The 16,148-nt window shown below is 44.7% G+C and carries 14 protein-coding genes; 12 read left to right on the top strand and 2 right to left on the bottom strand.

Annotation, left to right across the window (positions count from 1 at the left end; translation table 11 throughout):
• Positions 1-642 precede the first annotated feature (642 nt).
• Together ACFSUB_RS11285 and ACFSUB_RS11280 are read right to left on the bottom strand one after the other, a co-directional pair.
• Positions 643-2,028 carry an alkaline phosphatase gene (locus tag ACFSUB_RS11285; RefSeq protein WP_380713359.1) on the bottom strand — a complete coding sequence of 462 codons (1,386 nt, stop codon included), beginning with the start codon at positions 2,026-2,028 and terminating at the stop codon, positions 643-645.
• Between the two features lie 154 nt (positions 2,029-2,182).
• Positions 2,183-2,875, bottom strand: a complete 693-nt coding sequence (locus tag ACFSUB_RS11280) for an L-ribulose-5-phosphate 4-epimerase (protein WP_380713358.1) — start codon at positions 2,873-2,875, stop codon at positions 2,183-2,185.
• A gap of 308 nt (positions 2,876-3,183) precedes the next feature.
• Here ACFSUB_RS11280 and ACFSUB_RS11275 point away from each other — a divergent pair, with 308 nt between their 5' ends.
• The 12 genes from ACFSUB_RS11275 to crcB all read left to right on the top strand — a co-directional run bounded on the left by ACFSUB_RS11275 (position 3,184) and on the right by crcB (position 16,080).
• Positions 3,184-3,972 carry a DeoR/GlpR family DNA-binding transcription regulator gene (locus ACFSUB_RS11275; protein WP_380713357.1) on the top strand — a complete coding sequence of 263 codons (789 nt, stop codon included), beginning with the start codon at positions 3,184-3,186 and terminating at the stop codon, positions 3,970-3,972.
• Positions 3,973-4,180: 208 nt separating this feature from the next.
• Positions 4,181-4,858 carry a ribulose-phosphate 3-epimerase gene (gene rpe / locus ACFSUB_RS11270; RefSeq protein ID WP_090925140.1) on the top strand — a complete coding sequence of 226 codons (678 nt, stop codon included), beginning with the start codon at positions 4,181-4,183 and terminating at the stop codon, positions 4,856-4,858.
• A 22-nt stretch (positions 4,859-4,880) separates the two neighbouring features.
• The gene (rbsK, locus tag ACFSUB_RS11265) at positions 4,881-5,849 is read left to right on the top strand and encodes a ribokinase (RefSeq protein WP_380713356.1); all 969 of its coding nucleotides are present in this window, start codon (positions 4,881-4,883) and stop codon (positions 5,847-5,849) included.
• Complete coding sequence (locus ACFSUB_RS11260; RefSeq protein WP_380713355.1) at positions 5,846-7,402, top strand: sugar ABC transporter ATP-binding protein; 1,557 nt, start codon at positions 5,846-5,848, stop codon at positions 7,400-7,402. The genes rbsK and ACFSUB_RS11260 overlap by 4 nt, the downstream gene beginning before the upstream one ends.
• 2 nt (positions 7,403-7,404) lie before the next feature.
• Entirely contained in the window at positions 7,405-8,394 is a 990-nt protein-coding gene (locus tag ACFSUB_RS11255; RefSeq protein WP_380713354.1) for an ABC transporter permease, read from the top strand.
• Between the two features lies 1 nt (position 8,395).
• The gene (locus ACFSUB_RS11250) at positions 8,396-9,364 is read left to right on the top strand and encodes an ABC transporter permease (RefSeq protein WP_380713353.1); all 969 of its coding nucleotides are present in this window, start codon (positions 8,396-8,398) and stop codon (positions 9,362-9,364) included.
• A 77-nt stretch (positions 9,365-9,441) separates the two neighbouring features.
• Positions 9,442-10,530, top strand: a complete 1,089-nt coding sequence (locus ACFSUB_RS11245) for an autoinducer 2 ABC transporter substrate-binding protein (RefSeq protein ID WP_380713352.1) — start codon at positions 9,442-9,444, stop codon at positions 10,528-10,530.
• Positions 10,531-10,609: 79 nt separating this feature from the next.
• The gene (locus ACFSUB_RS11240; RefSeq protein ID WP_380713351.1) at positions 10,610-11,572 is read left to right on the top strand and encodes a sugar phosphate isomerase/epimerase family protein; all 963 of its coding nucleotides are present in this window, start codon (positions 10,610-10,612) and stop codon (positions 11,570-11,572) included.
• A gap of 139 nt (positions 11,573-11,711) precedes the next feature.
• The gene (locus ACFSUB_RS11235) at positions 11,712-13,382 is read left to right on the top strand and encodes a ribulokinase (protein ID WP_380713350.1); all 1,671 of its coding nucleotides are present in this window, start codon (positions 11,712-11,714) and stop codon (positions 13,380-13,382) included.
• Positions 13,383-13,475: 93 nt separating this feature from the next.
• Positions 13,476-14,960 (top strand): alpha-glucosidase/alpha-galactosidase, encoded by a 1,485-nt coding sequence (gene melA, locus ACFSUB_RS11230; protein WP_380713349.1) that lies wholly within the window; start codon positions 13,476-13,478, stop codon positions 14,958-14,960.
• Positions 14,961-15,331: 371 nt separating this feature from the next.
• Positions 15,332-15,706 carry a fluoride efflux transporter FluC gene (locus tag ACFSUB_RS11225; protein WP_380713348.1) on the top strand — a complete coding sequence of 125 codons (375 nt, stop codon included), beginning with the start codon at positions 15,332-15,334 and terminating at the stop codon, positions 15,704-15,706.
• Positions 15,703-16,080, top strand: coding sequence for a fluoride efflux transporter CrcB (crcB, locus tag ACFSUB_RS11220; RefSeq protein WP_380713347.1), 378 nt, complete (start codon positions 15,703-15,705; stop codon positions 16,078-16,080). Before ACFSUB_RS11225 ends, crcB begins: the two co-directional genes overlap by 4 nt.
• Positions 16,081-16,148 lie beyond the last annotated feature (68 nt).

Here is a 16,148-nt window from a genome sequence, read left to right as displayed (position 1 = left end):
GATGGGATTACGGTGCCAGCCGGTATATTTGTTTGTTTTGTACAGGTTGGGGGACGAACGTCGTTGGGAATGGGTTCTAAGGCACTTTAGGAGGTTCCACGCTCCCGTAAACGTTGTCATGAACGAATCGAGGCTGCGTTCAGCCGGAAACTGAACGGGGCGATGCAGCAACGAGAGCCTGCCGCTATGTGAAAACGGCAGAGAATAGTCCTTAAGGCACTTTAGGGTATCATGCAGCCTCTCAAACGTCATCAGGCATGTCGTCGGAGACACTTTAGAGGGTCCGGTACCCCTGTAAACGTCATCAGGAATGATTCCCAAGGCACTTTAGAAGGTTCCGGACTCCCTAAAACGTCGTTGGACAAGATGCCTGAGGTACATTAGAGGGTTTCGTGCGCCGGTAAAACGTCATTAATTATCCTGTGGAAGTACGTCACGTGCGGACGCCGAACCTGACCGCACATCCTGCGGGATACCTGCGGCTTGTGCTGTCCCGAGCAGTAGTCGAAGCATTTTGACTTCGCTGCTATGAGACTTCTGAACAGCGACTCAAGACTTTCATGTTTTCTTGCGCATAGTTATCTTTTGTCCCGGTCTCGTTTTTCATAAAGATGGAATACTGTTTGTGTTTTTGTTTAGTGATTATTGATTACTGTCCAGGCTGATATTCATCGTATCGGCCATGATTTTCGGCAGATCCGTGTTATCCAGAAGGCCGCTGAAGGAATCGGATTGAGGACCATAAGCATAGACGGGAATATCTACACCGGTGTGTCCGGAGCTTGTCCAGCCTACGAGAGCCTTGTCACTTACAATGGTATTGATGGCTGCGGCAGGATTGTCTGCTTCCTGTACCGCTGTAATGTTTTCTTCTGTCCATTCAAAAGGAGTGTGATTTTCGACGACCTCCCGGATATTGGTGCGGTCCTCGTTTAACTGTGCTGCCATATAATCACCGGTTGCCTGCACCTCTTTCAGCTTATCGGCTTGTACATCATATTCTCCATTGGTTCCTACAGACATTCCGCCTGTTTCATGGTCACCGGCCACAACGACAAGAGTGTTTCCTTCTTCTTCGGCAAATGTGATGGCGTCTTCCACAGCGTGTTCGAAAGCCTCGGTATCGCTCATTGCCCATCCGGCATCATTGGCATGCCCGGCCCAGTCAATCTGACTTCCTTCCACCATCAGGAAAAATCCATCCTGATCCCGGCTCAGTGTATCAATGGCACTGCTTGTCATGTCGGAAAGGCTTGGTTCTTCCGTGCTACTGCGCTGCAGTTCAGGGCTCAGTGCACCATCTGCGAACAAACCGAGCAGTTTTTCCCCCTCATTGACGTTCACGCTGTCTGTATCCATCAGCTCACCTTTTGTACCCACGTGCTGGTAACCAGCATCCTGAGCCTGCTGCAATAAATGCTCTTCCGACTGCATGCCGCCTTCAGATTCCGGCAGGAAGTATTCTTTTCCACCGCCGAGCATGACGTCGACGTCGTTATCAAGCATCTGTTGTGCGATCTCTGCTTGATTGTCACGGGATTCGACATGAGACGCAAAGACGGCCGGTGTGGCATGGGTGATTCTGGACGTTGCGACTAGTCCGGAGGATTTCCCTTCCTCTTCCACCGCTTCCAGAATAGTTTCCACTTCATTTCCCTGCGCATCGAGGCCGACCATTCCATTGTTTGTTTTATGGCCTGTTGCCATGGCAGTACCGGCTGCAGCGGAGTCCGTCACCCTGGAGTCACTGGATCTTGTTTTAAACATGCCCTTCAGATGTTCATCCCAGACTGCATTTTTTCCTTTATACCACCGATAGTTTGCTGCATAATCTGCATTAAAGCCATCCGGTATCATATAAATGATGTTCTCTACTTCATCCTGCTGAGAAGATTCATTCCAGCCGGGATTCCACATCCCTGGAAGTCCGAACTGGTTCGCTTCTGTCTGAGCCTCCGTCACGTTTTCGCCGCCCCCGGCCAAAACCAGACCGGCTCCCAATGTAACAGCACCCATCTTTTTGAACATGAATTATCTCTCCTCCGTTTAGTAGATTCCATTTCATTGTACAAAAAGAATATAAAGGGAATTTTTAAAATTTTTAAAGAAATATTAAAGAGGTGTTGGTTTTTGTTAATAAAAAGACGGGCCCGCTCTTGAGAGCAGTCCCGTCTTTTTCCCTTTATTGACCGTAATAGGCATTTTTACCGTGCTTTCTTTCATAATGTTTATTCAGCACGTAATCGTCCAGCAGTTCCGGCTTCCCGTCCTCAGAAAGTTGACTCGATAAGAAGGTCATCTTCGACGTTTTCTCAAGGACAACGGCATTATGCAGAGCGTTTTCCGGGGAGCTTCCCCATGCAAACGGTGCATGGCCGTGAACGACAACGCCCGGTACTTCAAGAGGTTCGGTATGCTCAAAAGCTTCGATGATAACCGTGCCGGTATATTTTTCGTAATCTTGTTCTACCTCTTCTTTGGTAAGGCGGCGTGTGCATGGTATCTCCCCGTTGAAATAATCGGCCTGGGTAGTACCGGCGCACGGAATTCCTTTTCCTGCCTGAGCCCATGCTGTTCCCCAGTCGGAATGAGTATGGACAATTCCCTTCACACCGGGGAACGCTTTGTACAGCTCGATGTGAGTAGGAGTGTCGGAAGAAGGCTTGAGCTTTCCTTCCACGACTTGGCCATCCAGTGAAACGACGACCATGTCCTCCGGCTGTAATTTACTATACGGCACACCGGAGGGTTTAATAACGAGATTTTCAGACTCCGGGTCGAATCCGCTTACATTTCCCCATGTGAACGTTACAAGATCGTATGTTTCCAGACCTTGATTGGCTTCCAGCACTTCTTGTTTTAGATTTTCCAGCATGGTTTTCACCTCATTTAAAGTATAATTAATTGTACGTACATGTTATAAAAAATCATAATTTAAAATAGCTGCAAGGTCAACCTCTTGTGTTGTTGACTCATTTTGAATTTGAAAATGCGCATACATTATCCTTTTATGAAACCACGCAGAAAACAACACCCAAAGATTGGTATAAGTAGTGTGCATATAGTATACTAAAGAAGAAGAAAGCGCTTATAAAGAAAAAAGCTCCTATAATATAAACAACATCATATTACTATTTTAATGTGGTTTTTATGTTGTTTTAAGTTGGATAGAGGTGTTGTTTTGTGGGAAAAACAAATGATAATTCTTTGCAATTGAATGAACGCCAAAGAGAGATTGTCAAAATGATTGATAGAAACGGTGCTGCACGCGTTGCTGATTTAAGTTCCATGTTTCATGTCAGTGAAGAAACCATAAGAAGAGATTTTGAAAAGCTGGAAAAAGATAAGCTGCTTCGTAAAATTCACGGCGGTGCTTTAAAAGTGGATCAAGGGGTTGAAACTCCGCAATTGCACAGACAATCGAAAAATGCTGAAGAAAAACAGGTCATAGCCAAAAAAGCAGCTTCATTTGTTGAAAACGGGGATATCATAGCAGTGGATGCAAGTACGACAGCTCTCATGGTTGTGCAGCATGTTAAAGATAAGAGTATCACCGTCATTACGAACTCTATTGGTGTGACCATGGAATTATCCACAGAGGACCATATAAGGGTCATATTGATAGGAGGTTACTTATCGAAAGCATCTATGTCTCTGGTTGGTAATTTCGCTGAAAGAGTAATTGAAGACTATCATGTTGATAAATTCTTTTTTTCCTGTCTCGGTGTTGATATTCAGCGGGGTGTCAGTGAAATGCACGAGGATCAGGCTCTTGTAAAAAAGCAGTTAATATCTATCTCTGAAAACCTATATTTATTGGCAGATTCAAGCAAGTTCGGAGAGAAGTCGCTATTTCGTCTTTGCGACGTTTCGATACTTGATTATCTGATAACGGATAACAAAGTATCCATGAATTCAATCAGGGAAGTGAATAAAAGCGGTGTAAGCATTATTGTTGGAGATGAAAATTAGGCACATGTTTTTTCACGCTGTTGACACAGCGTGTTTTTTTTATGATTGCTGCAAATACCGGAATCATGCTTAAATAACAGAAACCTGTTTTGTTGGTTTTTACACATGAAATTTTGAAAACACCAAAAAAATGTTGCCTTTTTAAAATGTAAGTGCTAACATTAATTAAAACCAAAAATGAAAGCGCTTTATTTAAGGAGGAGGTATTTTGACTGAAATTGGACCTTCCTTGATGTGCAGCGACTTAGGGGCACTGCGGGAGGATATTAAGATCCTTCACGAAGGAAATGTGGATTTCTTTCATTTTGATATTATGGACGGACATTTTGTTCCGAATTACACGATGGGAACGGATATGATAAAAAGTGTCAGACACGATACCAATCTACCGTTTGACGCTCATTTGATGATTGAATATCCGGAACGCTATATTGACACCTTTGTAGAATGCGGGTGTGACATGATTTCTATTCATGAAGAAGCTACACCTCATTTACATCGGACACTGCAGCACATGAATAGTACGGGAGTACGGACAGGGCTGGCTCTTAACCCCTCTACTTCCTTGAACAGCCTGGAATATGTGGGGGATATTGTGGATTATGTTGTGATTATGACGGTTAACCCGGGGTTTGCCGGACAGACATTTATTCCTTCTACTTTAAATAAAATTGAGAATCTTAAGCATTTTATAAATAGTAATAATCTTCAAATAAAAATCCAGGTAGATGGAAATATCAGCTACGACATTATTCCGGAAGTTATAAGAAAAGGAGCAGATATGCTGGTTTGCGGGACTTCCTGTTTATTCAAGCAGCCAAATGGACTTAAACAATCAACCGCAGACTTAAGACATTTCACGGATCGTCTGAAAGTGGAGCAGTAATGTAGAGAGGGGCAGTCAGTAGATGACTATTACAGTAGTAGGGAGCATTAACAACGACATTGTGGCGGTCATCGATCAGTACCCAAAGCGGGGGGACACGATTTTCGGAAAAGAAATTCAGTATTTTCCGGGTGGAAAAGGAGCAAACCAAGCTACAGCTGCAGCAAGGTTTGACAAGCATGTCCGTATGATAGGGGCAGTAGGCAGCGATTATTATGGGGAAAATCTCTTGAAGAGCCTGGGTTCTTCCAGTGTGGACACCCGGTTTATAAAAACATCGGAAAAATATGCGACAGGCACAGCGATTGTCACGATTGACAGTACCTCGGAAAATACGATGTTCGTCATGAAAGGTGCCAACGAAGACCTACTGCCGGAAGATGTAGAAACTTCATTTAGAGAAACGGATGATACCAATGTGCTGCTGGTGCAGATGGAGGTTCCCCAGGAAACGGTTATTCGGTCTATGCAGCTTGCCAAAGAAAAAAATATCTATACAATCCTGGACCCTGCTCCAGCTGAAGGCATTACAGTAAAAGCATTGGAATATGCCGATATCATTACACCAAACAGACAGGAAACCTACCACATGCTGGGCATTGATGTTGTAGATGTGGATACGGCAATTCAGGCTGGTAGAACATTTGAAAATATGGGTGTGAAAAACTCCATATTAAAGATGGCGGATCAGGGAGCAGTCGTTTATCAGAGTGGGAAATGGTGTCATATCCCTGCCATATCAGTAGAACCTTTGGACAGCGTCGGAGCCGGAGATGCTTTTGCCGGTACTCTCGCCTGCTGCATTGAAGAAGGAATAGATTTAGTGAGAGCAGCCAGATTTGCTTCTGTTGTAGGGGCTCTGAAAGTAACGAAGGCCGGAGCGCAGGTCGGTATACCAAGCAAAGAAGAGGTGAGAGATTTCTGCTCTCAACTTGGGGAAGAATATCTTTTGGATAAACAAGGAACATTCGAAGGGGGTTTTTCCGGATGAGTGATTACATTCTGGAAATGGAACATATAAGCAAAACCTTCCCGGGCGTCAAGGCACTCGATAACGTAGAGTTAAAAGTAAAAAGAGGTGAAGTTCATGCCTTAATTGGAGAAAATGGAGCTGGGAAATCGACGCTGATTAAAGTGCTGGCTGGTATTCACGATGCAGATGCAGGAGGGAAATATTTATTCGAAGGAGAAGAGGCTGACATTCATCAGCCCCTGGATGCAACGCTGAAAGGGATATCAATTATCTATCAGGATCTCAGCTTATTTCCCAATTTAAGTGTAGCCGAAAACATCTATATCGGAAGGGACAGCAATAAAAAACCGTGGAAGAAAATAAATTGGAAATCCATGAAAGGTCTTGCAGAAAAAGCAATGAATGAACTGGATATGGATATAGACCTCAACAAAAAAGTAGAACTTTTGAGTATTGCACAGCAGCAAATGATAGAAATTGCCAGAGCTCTGGCATTTGACTCTAAATTAATAGTAATGGATGAACCAACATCCTCTCTTTCATCAGGGGAGGTCGAAAAACTATATAAGGTGATTGATACATTGAAAGAACGTGGAATTTCGGTTATTTTTATCAGTCACAAGTTGAAAGAACTTTTCCGGGTATCCGATAGACTGACTGTGCTCCGGGATGGACAGTATGTAGGCACTTACGGTGTGAATGAAATAAATGAGCAGGAACTTATCAAATTGATGGTGGGTCGTGAAGTGGTTTATGAAAGGAATACAGAAAAAGCAGATATCGGTGAAAAAATGTTTGAAGTTAATAATTTTTCAAAAGAAGGAAATTTCAAAGATATTAACTTCAGTCTGCATAAAGGGGAAATACTTGCGATAACCGGGTTGGTGGGTTCAGGCCGAACAGAGCTTGCTCAATCCATCTTCGGTGTTAATAAAGCTGACCAGGGAACGATCAGGCTCAATGGAGAAGATCTTACAATTTCTTCTGCTGAAGATGCAGTGAAAAATGGAATCGCTTACATCCCGGAAGCAAGACAAGTACAGGGACTGGTTCTTGGGCAGTCAGTTGTTAATAATATGACCCTCCCTGTGATAGACACGCTGCGTAACAAGTTTAAATTGATAGATCATAATATCGAGAAAAATCTTACGAACCAATATATTAAATCCCTGGATGTTCGGCCTTCTATGCCCGATATGCCGGCTGATAAACTTTCTGGAGGCAACCAGCAGAAGGTGGTTATCGGTAAATGGCTTTCCGCTCAGCCAAAGCTTCTCATCATCGATGAACCAACTAATGGTATCGACATAGGAGCTAAAACCGAAATTCACAAACTGCTCAGAAGAATGGTAAACGAAGGAATCGGTGTTATTATGATTTCTTCGGAGCTGCCTGAGGTGTTGTCTGTCAGCGATAGAATTTTAGTCATGAGCCGGGGAAGAATAGAGGGAGAAATGAACACCATCGATGCAGATCAGGAAAAAATAATGAATATCGCGTTGGATACAGAGGGTGAGAAGGACGTGGGTAACTCAGAAGTATCGGACGGCAAGTCTCACCAGGAGGTCTGACTATGAAATTTTTATTAAAACAAAAAGAATTCAGCGTTTTGGCGATAGTTGTTATTATCAGCATTATTTTATCGTTTGTCAGTCCAGTCTTTCTAACTGTGCAAAACTGGCTGGACATCATAGAAGGAAACGCTGTAATCGGCATACTCGCCATAGGAATGACGTTAATTATCATCACTAGTGATATTGATGTTTCCGTAGCAGCCTTAACTACCGCTGTAACTGTATCCATTGGCTATTTGTTTCAGTTTCTCCCGGACAGCTGGATTTCTGTGGTTTTGATATTTTTAATAGCACCGCTTATCGGAATTCTGCTGGGTTCTTTTAACGGACTGTTGGTTTCAAAAATTAAAATTCCTGCGATTGTTGTAACGCTTGGAACCCTGAACATCTTTTCCGGATTGGTTTTATATATAACCAACGGTAATTATATTAACAGCACTAATTTTCCGGATTCTTTCATGGCATTCTCAAACATTGAAATAGCTGGTATTCCGATATTGATATATTTATTTGCTCTGGTTGCAGCAGGTACCTGGTTTATCCTCAAGTATACTTTAATTGGAAGATCGGTGCTGGCCATAGGCGGAAATGCACAATCGTCCGTGCGGGTGGGGATAAACTTTGAAAAAGTAAAAATGTTTGTATTTAGTTACATGGGATTTCTTGCAGGTATAGCAGCTATCGCCCAAACTTCGTATACAAGCGCCATTGATCCCAACGGTCTTGCGGGACTGGAATTAACCGTTATCGCAGCTGTAGTTCTCGGCGGCGCCAATATTCATGGGGGAAGAGGTTCTATCCCCGGAACATTGCTGGGTGTCCTGTTGTTGGCGATTATGCAGAATGGAATGATTTTAGCCAGGATCGACACGTTTTGGCAAAATGTTGTAACCGGTGCCATTATTGTCATTGCTGTCTCCTATGATGAAATCAATCATCGCAGAAATCAGGAAAAGCTATCGAATATTGACGTCAAGGAGGCCTCTTAACATGAACATGAAACTTTCAAAAGAAAGCGTTTTAGGCCTTATAGCCCTTGGTATTTTTGTAGGAATGGGTTTATTCACACCAGGATTTTTTTCCTCCAGTAATTTAAATAATATGATGTTTCAACTGCCGGAATTCGGGTTGATTGCCCTGGGAATGATGGTTGTCATTGTAACCGGAGGAATTGATCTTTCCATTACCTATATCGCTGCCTTTTCAGGTGTAGGAGCAGCATTAATGATGACAAATGGCTTTGGGATATTACCAGCCATTGTTGTGGGTATCTTATTTGCTTTGGCTTGCGGTGCTTTTAACGGTACGGTTGTCTCAAAAATCGGAGTTCCGCCGATACTTGTAACACTAGGAACCATGGTTTTATTTGAAGGAGTAATCCTTGCTATTACAAGCGGGAACGCGATTTCAGGATTTCCTGATGCTTATGGACTGATAGGAAATGGATATTACATGGGCATTATCCCTGTATCGCTTCTTATATTTATCTTCTTCATTATCTTAACCGCAGTATTGCTGAACAAATCAACTTGGGGCAGAAGAGTCTACATGTATGGCAGTAATGATATTGCTACTATGTTCTCTGGAGTGAAAAACAGTAAGGTTTTAATGAAAGTCTATTTATATGCCAGCCTGCTTGCTGCTGTGTCAGCCATCATTATGACATCCCGCTACAATTCGGTGAAAGTAGACCTTGGTTCTTCTTATCTTCTCCAGAGTGTAGCAGCAGCAGTGCTTGGGGGCACTGACATTCACGGTGGTTACGGGAAAGTAATGGGAACTATCTATGCTGTTTTAATCTTTCAGTTTATTCGAAACGGACTTAATCTGATGGATGTTCATTCTTCATTGGTGGATGTGGTGATTGGTGCCATTTTGATTATCGTTCTTACGCTGAATTTCTTTTCTGACAAGTTCAGCAGACGAAAAGGGGAAAGTTCTTCTGAAAAAACAGCTTGAATGTAAATCATTTCGTTTTATAAACCCGGAAAACCGGGGTTTATAAATAAATTAAGAAGAAAAAGGGAGGATCAATCATGAAGAAGTTGTGGTTATCGCTGACTGTGGTGATTGTCGGACTTATTTTATTGACAGGTTGTGTATCGGAACAAAGCGCTGGTAGTGGAGATTCAGGTGAAGGAGGCGGCACTGGAAACGAAGAAACCTCCGGAAATTCTGAAGAAGGGAACAGCGGAGAATCCGGATCAGACGGAGGCGGTGGTGTCGCTGTCGTTCCTAAACTTGTAGGTATTCCATACTTTAATGCTTCGGAAACAGGTGCAGAGCAGGCAGGAGAAGACCTGGGAGTGAACGTGGAATATACCGGCCCGACGGAAGCGGATGCTGCAGCACAGGTGAAAGTAATAGAAGATTTGATTTCTCAAGGTATGGACACTATTGCGGTAGCCCCAAATGATCCGGCCTCCGTGGAACCAGTCCTGAAAAAAGCGAAAGAAGAAGGAATCAACGTCATGGACTGGGATACCCCGGCGGACAAAGAATTAGTGGATTTATCGATCAAACAGGTAGATGATGAGGAATTTGGGCGTCACATGGCAGAAAAGCTGGTGGAAGCGATGGGGACAGAAGAGGGCAAAATTGCTATCCTGACAGGCGGTCTTTCTGCTGCGAACTTGAACCTATGGATTGATGCAGCCAAGAGCGAATTGGAAGAGAACTATCCTGATATTGAAATTGTTTCGGACAAAATTCCGACAGAAGAAAAGCAGCAGGTAGCTTATCAGAAAACCCTTGATCTGTTGAAATCTTATCCAGAATTGGACGGTGTCCTTGCGGTTTCTACGCCTGCGCCCTTAGGTGCAGCCCAGGCGGTACAGGAAGAAGGTCTTCAGGATGAAGTATCCGTTGTCGGTTCCGCCCTTCCTACGGATTCTGAGCCATTTCTCGAAGACGGTTCCCTTGATACAGCCGTTCTGTGGAATCCTGAAAAACTAGGATATCTCACTGTAGCTTTAGGGAAAATGCTGGCCGAAGGTGAAATGCCGGAAGATGGACAGGAAATTGAAAATGTAGGAGAAATCACTGTCAAAGATGACGGAAAAACCGTTATTATGGGGCCTCCTCAGGACTACACCAAAGAAAACGCCTCGGAATTTGATTTTTAGTTGAAATGAATGAGTGAAAAGCGGTCAAATGCGATATGATTTGACCGCTTTTCCAACTAATTATATCAGGGAGGTTTGAATGCGGTTGAAACAAAACTATGAAAGAAAAGATGAAGAGATAAAACGGCAATTTTGCAATTTGCTGCAAGAAAGCCCTGGAGAATTCAATGAGCGCCTCAAGTTCTCGTGGAGCAATTGGGGATTTGGCTTTGAATCTTTGGAAGATTCTTTTCAACGGCTGCATAAAGCAGGTATTCAGTATATTGAAATTCATGGAAATCATTACGGAAAAGATTTGGGGTATAGTGTACAGGAAACTAAAAGGTTACTGCAACATTATGATTTGAATGTTTCCGGAGTATGCGGGATGTTTTCGGCAGAGAATGATTTATCGAGCAATGACCCAAGGAAAAGACAGGCAGCCATTGATTATATTAAGCGTGAAGTAGAATTTACAAAGGAAGTAGGAGGGTCTTACTTATTGATTGTACCGGGGGCGGTGGGGAGGCCGCAGGCTTATGATGACATGGAACTGGAAAGAAGTGTAGATTCTATTCATCATGTCGCTCCCTTGTTTCAGCAAAACAATATTAAAGCAGCAGTGGAACCTGTCAGAGCAGCGGAAGTAAGTTTCGTTCATACTGTCAGTGATGCGGTGGATTACATCAAAAAAGTGGATCATGAAGGTATTCAACACATTAATGGAGATGCATATCATATGCAGTCAGAAGAAGAGCATATAGGGGAAGCGATTCTGAAGGCAGGAGACCACCTGATTAATCTTCATATGGCAGACAGTAACCGGGGAGCTTTAGGAGATGGGCATATGGATATTGATACAATTATTATGGCTCTTTATCTTATCCGTTTCCACCAAAAAGAGGTGTTTGTCACTCCTGAGCCGTTGGGGCCGGGAGGAGACCCTTATCCAGCTATGCACGCAAAGCCGGATCAAGCCAAACTGAATCATCTTGTTCAGCAGAGCGTATCGTATTTTCGGGAAAGAGAAGAACATTTAATAACAGGAAAATCACTAGCGTAACAGTAGTTGTTTGTACAGGGTTTTATTTTTTATTTTTGGGGATGTAGAGAGGTTTGTATTGTTATCAAATGCTATTTTATTTATAATATAAAGAAGTTGTACGTACATGGTTAAACCTGTAGACAGGAGGGGACAGAGGTTGAGTGATTATACGATAGGGATTGATTTTGGAACATTGTCCGGCCGTGCTGTCGTTATTGATACGCAGAACGGGAAAGAACTTGCAGCAGTCGCAGCGGATTATCCGCACGGTGTTCTGGATAATGAACTGCCGCAGCAGATTAAGCTTGGGGAGGACTGGGCCCTGCAGCATCCCGGGGACTATATTCACGTGCTGAAAACGGCTGTACCCGAAGCGGTACAACAGTCCGGCGTGTCAAAAGAAGACGTGATAGGCATTGCGATTGATTTTACTGCTTGTACGATGATTCCTGTAAGCGCTGACAACGAACCGTTATGTCTGGAGGAAAAATGGCAGGATACGCCGCACAGCTGGGTGAAACTTTGGAAACATCACGCGGCACAGTCTTATGCGAACCGTCTGAATGAAGTGCTCGAGCGGAAACGCCCTGATATTCTGTCCCGGTATGGAGGTAAATTATCGTCAGAATGGATGATTGCTAAAATCATGCAGATTGTCGAGGAAGCACCGGAAGTGTACACAGAAGCGGATCAATTTCTGGAAGCCGCCGACTGGGTTACTTCCCAAATGACCGGAGTGATCCGGAAGAACAGCTGCACTGCCGGGTATAAGGCCATTTGGCATAAACGGGAGGGCTATTTAGACAAAGAAACGTTGAAAGCGCTGTCTCCAAAAATGGAAGACTTATATGAAACGAAACTACGCGGGGAAATCTATCCGCAAGGGGAGAAAGCCGGTGAGCTGACCCCGGACATGGCCGATGTGATGGGGCTTTGTGAAGGTACAGCAGTGGCAGTCGGTAATGTGGATGCCCACGTGAGCGTGCCTGCTATGGGAGTGACAGACGAAAAGAAATTGGTTATGTCGATGGGAACGTCCATTTGTCATATGCTGCTGGGAAAAGAAGAACGCACGGTGGAAGGAATGTGCGGCGTCGTAGAAGACGGTGTGATTCCGGGGTATTTCGGATATGAAGCAGGACAGTCCGCTGTTGGAGATATTTTTTCCTGGTTTGTCAATCAGTTTGTACCAAAAGCTTATGAAGAAGAAGCTCGGGAAAGAGCCATGTCCATTCATGGACTGCTGGAAGAAAAGGCGGATAAACTCGAACCCGGGGAGACAGGTCTAGTCGCGCTGGATTGGATGAACGGCAACCGGTCTGTCCTGGTGGATACGGACTTAACAGGGATGATCCTGGGGATGACACTTGACACAAAACCTGAAGACGTTTACCGGGCGTTGATTGAAGCGACAGCATTTGGCACTTATAAAATCGTAAAAAGCTTCACGGAGCAGGGTGTGCCGATTGATGCACTGTATGCCAACGGTGGTCTTTCCTATAAAAATAAAATGTTGATACAGCTTTACAGCGATGTCACCAACAAGCCGATTTATATCGCAGAAAGCGAAGAACTTCCTGCGGTCGGTTCCGCCATGTTTGCAGCAGTGGCCGCCGGTTCAAAGAAGGGCGGCTATGATTCCATTCAGGAAGCCGCCCGTCAGATGGCACGTCTGAAACCGGAACCAGTTCTTCCGGATAAAGAACGGCATGAAAAATACCTGGACCTTTATGAAGAATATGAACGTCTGCACGATTACTTCGGCCGTGGGGAAAACGATGTGATGAAACGCCTGAAACAGATGAAAAGAGAGAAAGTCCCAAACTAACAAAATAAGGGGGAAGGGCAGCAAAAACTCTTCCCTCTCTTTTTATGAAAGAAAAACGGAGACATTCAAAATGTAAAAAGAGGAGGTCCGGCCATGTCATGCAAAGTGGCATTTATCGGAGCGGGAAGTATAGGTTTCACGAGATCCCTGCTGCGGGACATATTGTCGGTTCCACACTTTAACGATATGGATATTTCATTCACGGACATTGATTCCGGTCATCTGGAAAAAGTCACAAAGCTGTGTCAAAGAGATATTGATAACAATGGATTAACAATTTCCATTCAATCAACGACAAACCGGAGAGAAGCACTGAAAGACGCAGCGTACGTTATTGTCATGGTGAGAGCAGGAGGCCTCGAAGCTTTTCAAACGGACATTGATATTCCCTTGAAATACGGCGTGGACCAGTGTGTGGGAGACACGTTGAGCGCCGGAGGAATTATGTACGGACAGCGCGGAATTCCCGCTATGCTCGATTTCTGCCGGGATATCCGGGAAGTGGCAGCGCCGGATTGTCTTATGCTGAATTATGCCAATCCGATGGCAATGTTAACGTGGGCGGCCAACCATTACGGGGGTGTTCGGGCGATAGGTTTATGTCACGGGGTGCAGCACGGTCATCAACAGATTGCCGACGTTCTACATGCCGCCAAAGAAGAGATCGACATTATCTGTGCCGGCATCAATCATCAGACGTGGTATATTCAGGTCAAACATAACGGAAAAGACAGGACAGGAGACCTTCTCGAAGCATTTGAGGCTCATCCGGAATATAAAGACACGGAAAAAGTCAGAATCGATATGCTCCGCAGATTCGGGTATTTCAGCACAGAATCCAACGGCCACTTGAGTGAGTATGTGCCGTGGTATCGAAAAAGGCCGGCAGAAATAAAAGAGTGGATTGACGACAGCAGCTGGATTCACGGTGAAACCGGAGGCTACCTGCGGGTATGCATAGAAGGGAGAAATTGGTTTGAAACAGATTATCCAAACTGGCTGAATGAACCTGCTTTTCGGTATGAAGAACAGGAACGCAGCGAGGAACACGCGTCGTATATTTTGGAAGCACTGGAAACAGGACAGGTGTACCGAGGGCATTTTAACGTTGTTAATAACGGGGTTATTGCAAACCTGCCGGATGATGCTGTCATCGAAGCGCCGGGCTGGGTCGACCGGCACGGAGTGAACATGCCTCTTGTCGGAAACCTTCCTTTAGGATGCGCAGCTGTGTGCAATCAAAGCATATCCGTGCAGCGCCTGGCCGTAGAAGCAGCTGTTCACGGAGATGATATGCTGCTCAAACAGGCCATGATGATGGATCCTTTGACAGGAGCTGTGTGCAGCCCTCCTGAAATATGGCAGATGACAGAGGAGATGCTGGCCGCGCAGGAAGCCTGGCTCCCTCAATACGGGGAAGCAGTAAAAAACGCAAGGAAAAGTCTCCAATCCAGTGAGATGCTTCCCACCAATGAATGTAATCGTGGAGCGGCCCGCGCAAACGTGAAGACAGTGGAAGAAATGAAACACCAGCCGGAAGCAGCAACCAAAAATGCCTCAGAGGCCGATAAATCATAATACCGATTATCCCCATATACTCCCGTGAGTAAATATGGGGAATTTCTTTCGCATGAAGTAATACTTTCTTTGGAATCAAATATGTTACAGTGATATAAAAACATAGAAAGAAGGATGAGAGAATGCCGGAATCCGTGTACTGGGGAGATATTATTTTTTCCCTGCTGATGATACTGGTTGTCATTGCGGTTCTTGTTCTTGTGACAGGGGCTGTCATAAAGCTTTTTTCCAAGAAATAGAAGGAGACCGGGGAAATGAATCAAAAACTCGACCGCATTATGACACATCTTGAAAAAGATGATGATTTTCGAAAATAGCCTTAGCGGAGTATGATAGGTGTACCAATACTCTATGGAACGATGGTGACCTAAATGAAATCTATTATGGCGGTAGGAGCCGGAGGAGCGGCAGGAACCTGGCTTCGGTATCTCGTGAGCCATCAGCTGCCGTTCGATTTTCCTGTAGGAACGATGATTGAAAATGTATCCGGAAGTCTGCTGCTTGGATTTTTATCCGGGTGGTTTGTTGTGAAAGCGCCGAAAGACTGGGTGAAAGCAGGACTCGGTGTCGGTCTGTGCGGCGGATACACCACGTTTTCCACGTTTTCCGCAGATGCGGTAGAACTTTTGCACAAGCAGATGATACTTCCAGCGGCTGGATATACAGCCGGCACTCTGTTTTTTGGCATAGTGGCCGCTGCGGTTGGCTTTACGGCTGGTCAGAAAGCAGGAGGCGGGCGTTTATGACAGTAATTGGTTTAACGATAGGGGGCAGTCTCGGCGCCATTTTCCGTTATCTTGCCGGCATGTTTTTCGCGCGTTTTCAAAAAGGTGTGCCGTTTCCTGTCAGTATGCTGCTTGTCAATGTGATTGGATCCTTCAGTCTGGGTCTTCTCACCGCCTTCCGCTTTGAACAATTTGGGGAAGCCGCCCCGCAGGATCCGTGGTTCTTGCTTACCGGCATCGGATTTTTCGGTGCGTTTACGACTTTTTCCACCTTCAGTGTAGAAGCCTTTCAGCTTTTGGAACAACGGAATTACCGCGCTTTTTGCTTATACACAGGGTTATCAACAGCTGGAGCATTCCTCTGCTTCGCTCTTGGATGGCAGCTAGGCGGCTGATCCGGGAGGCGGGCATTGCGTCTTTTACCAATCGTTGTCTATGATGGGGAGAGTATCAGCAAATGTTT

The sequence above is a fragment of the Salibacterium lacus genome, from assembly GCF_042684865.1.
In the GTDB taxonomy this organism is placed as follows: Bacteria; Bacillota; Bacilli; order Bacillales; family Marinococcaceae; genus Salibacterium; species Salibacterium lacus.
Note: the sequence above shows the minus strand (reverse complement) of the source record. Positions and strands in the feature narration are given on the sequence as shown.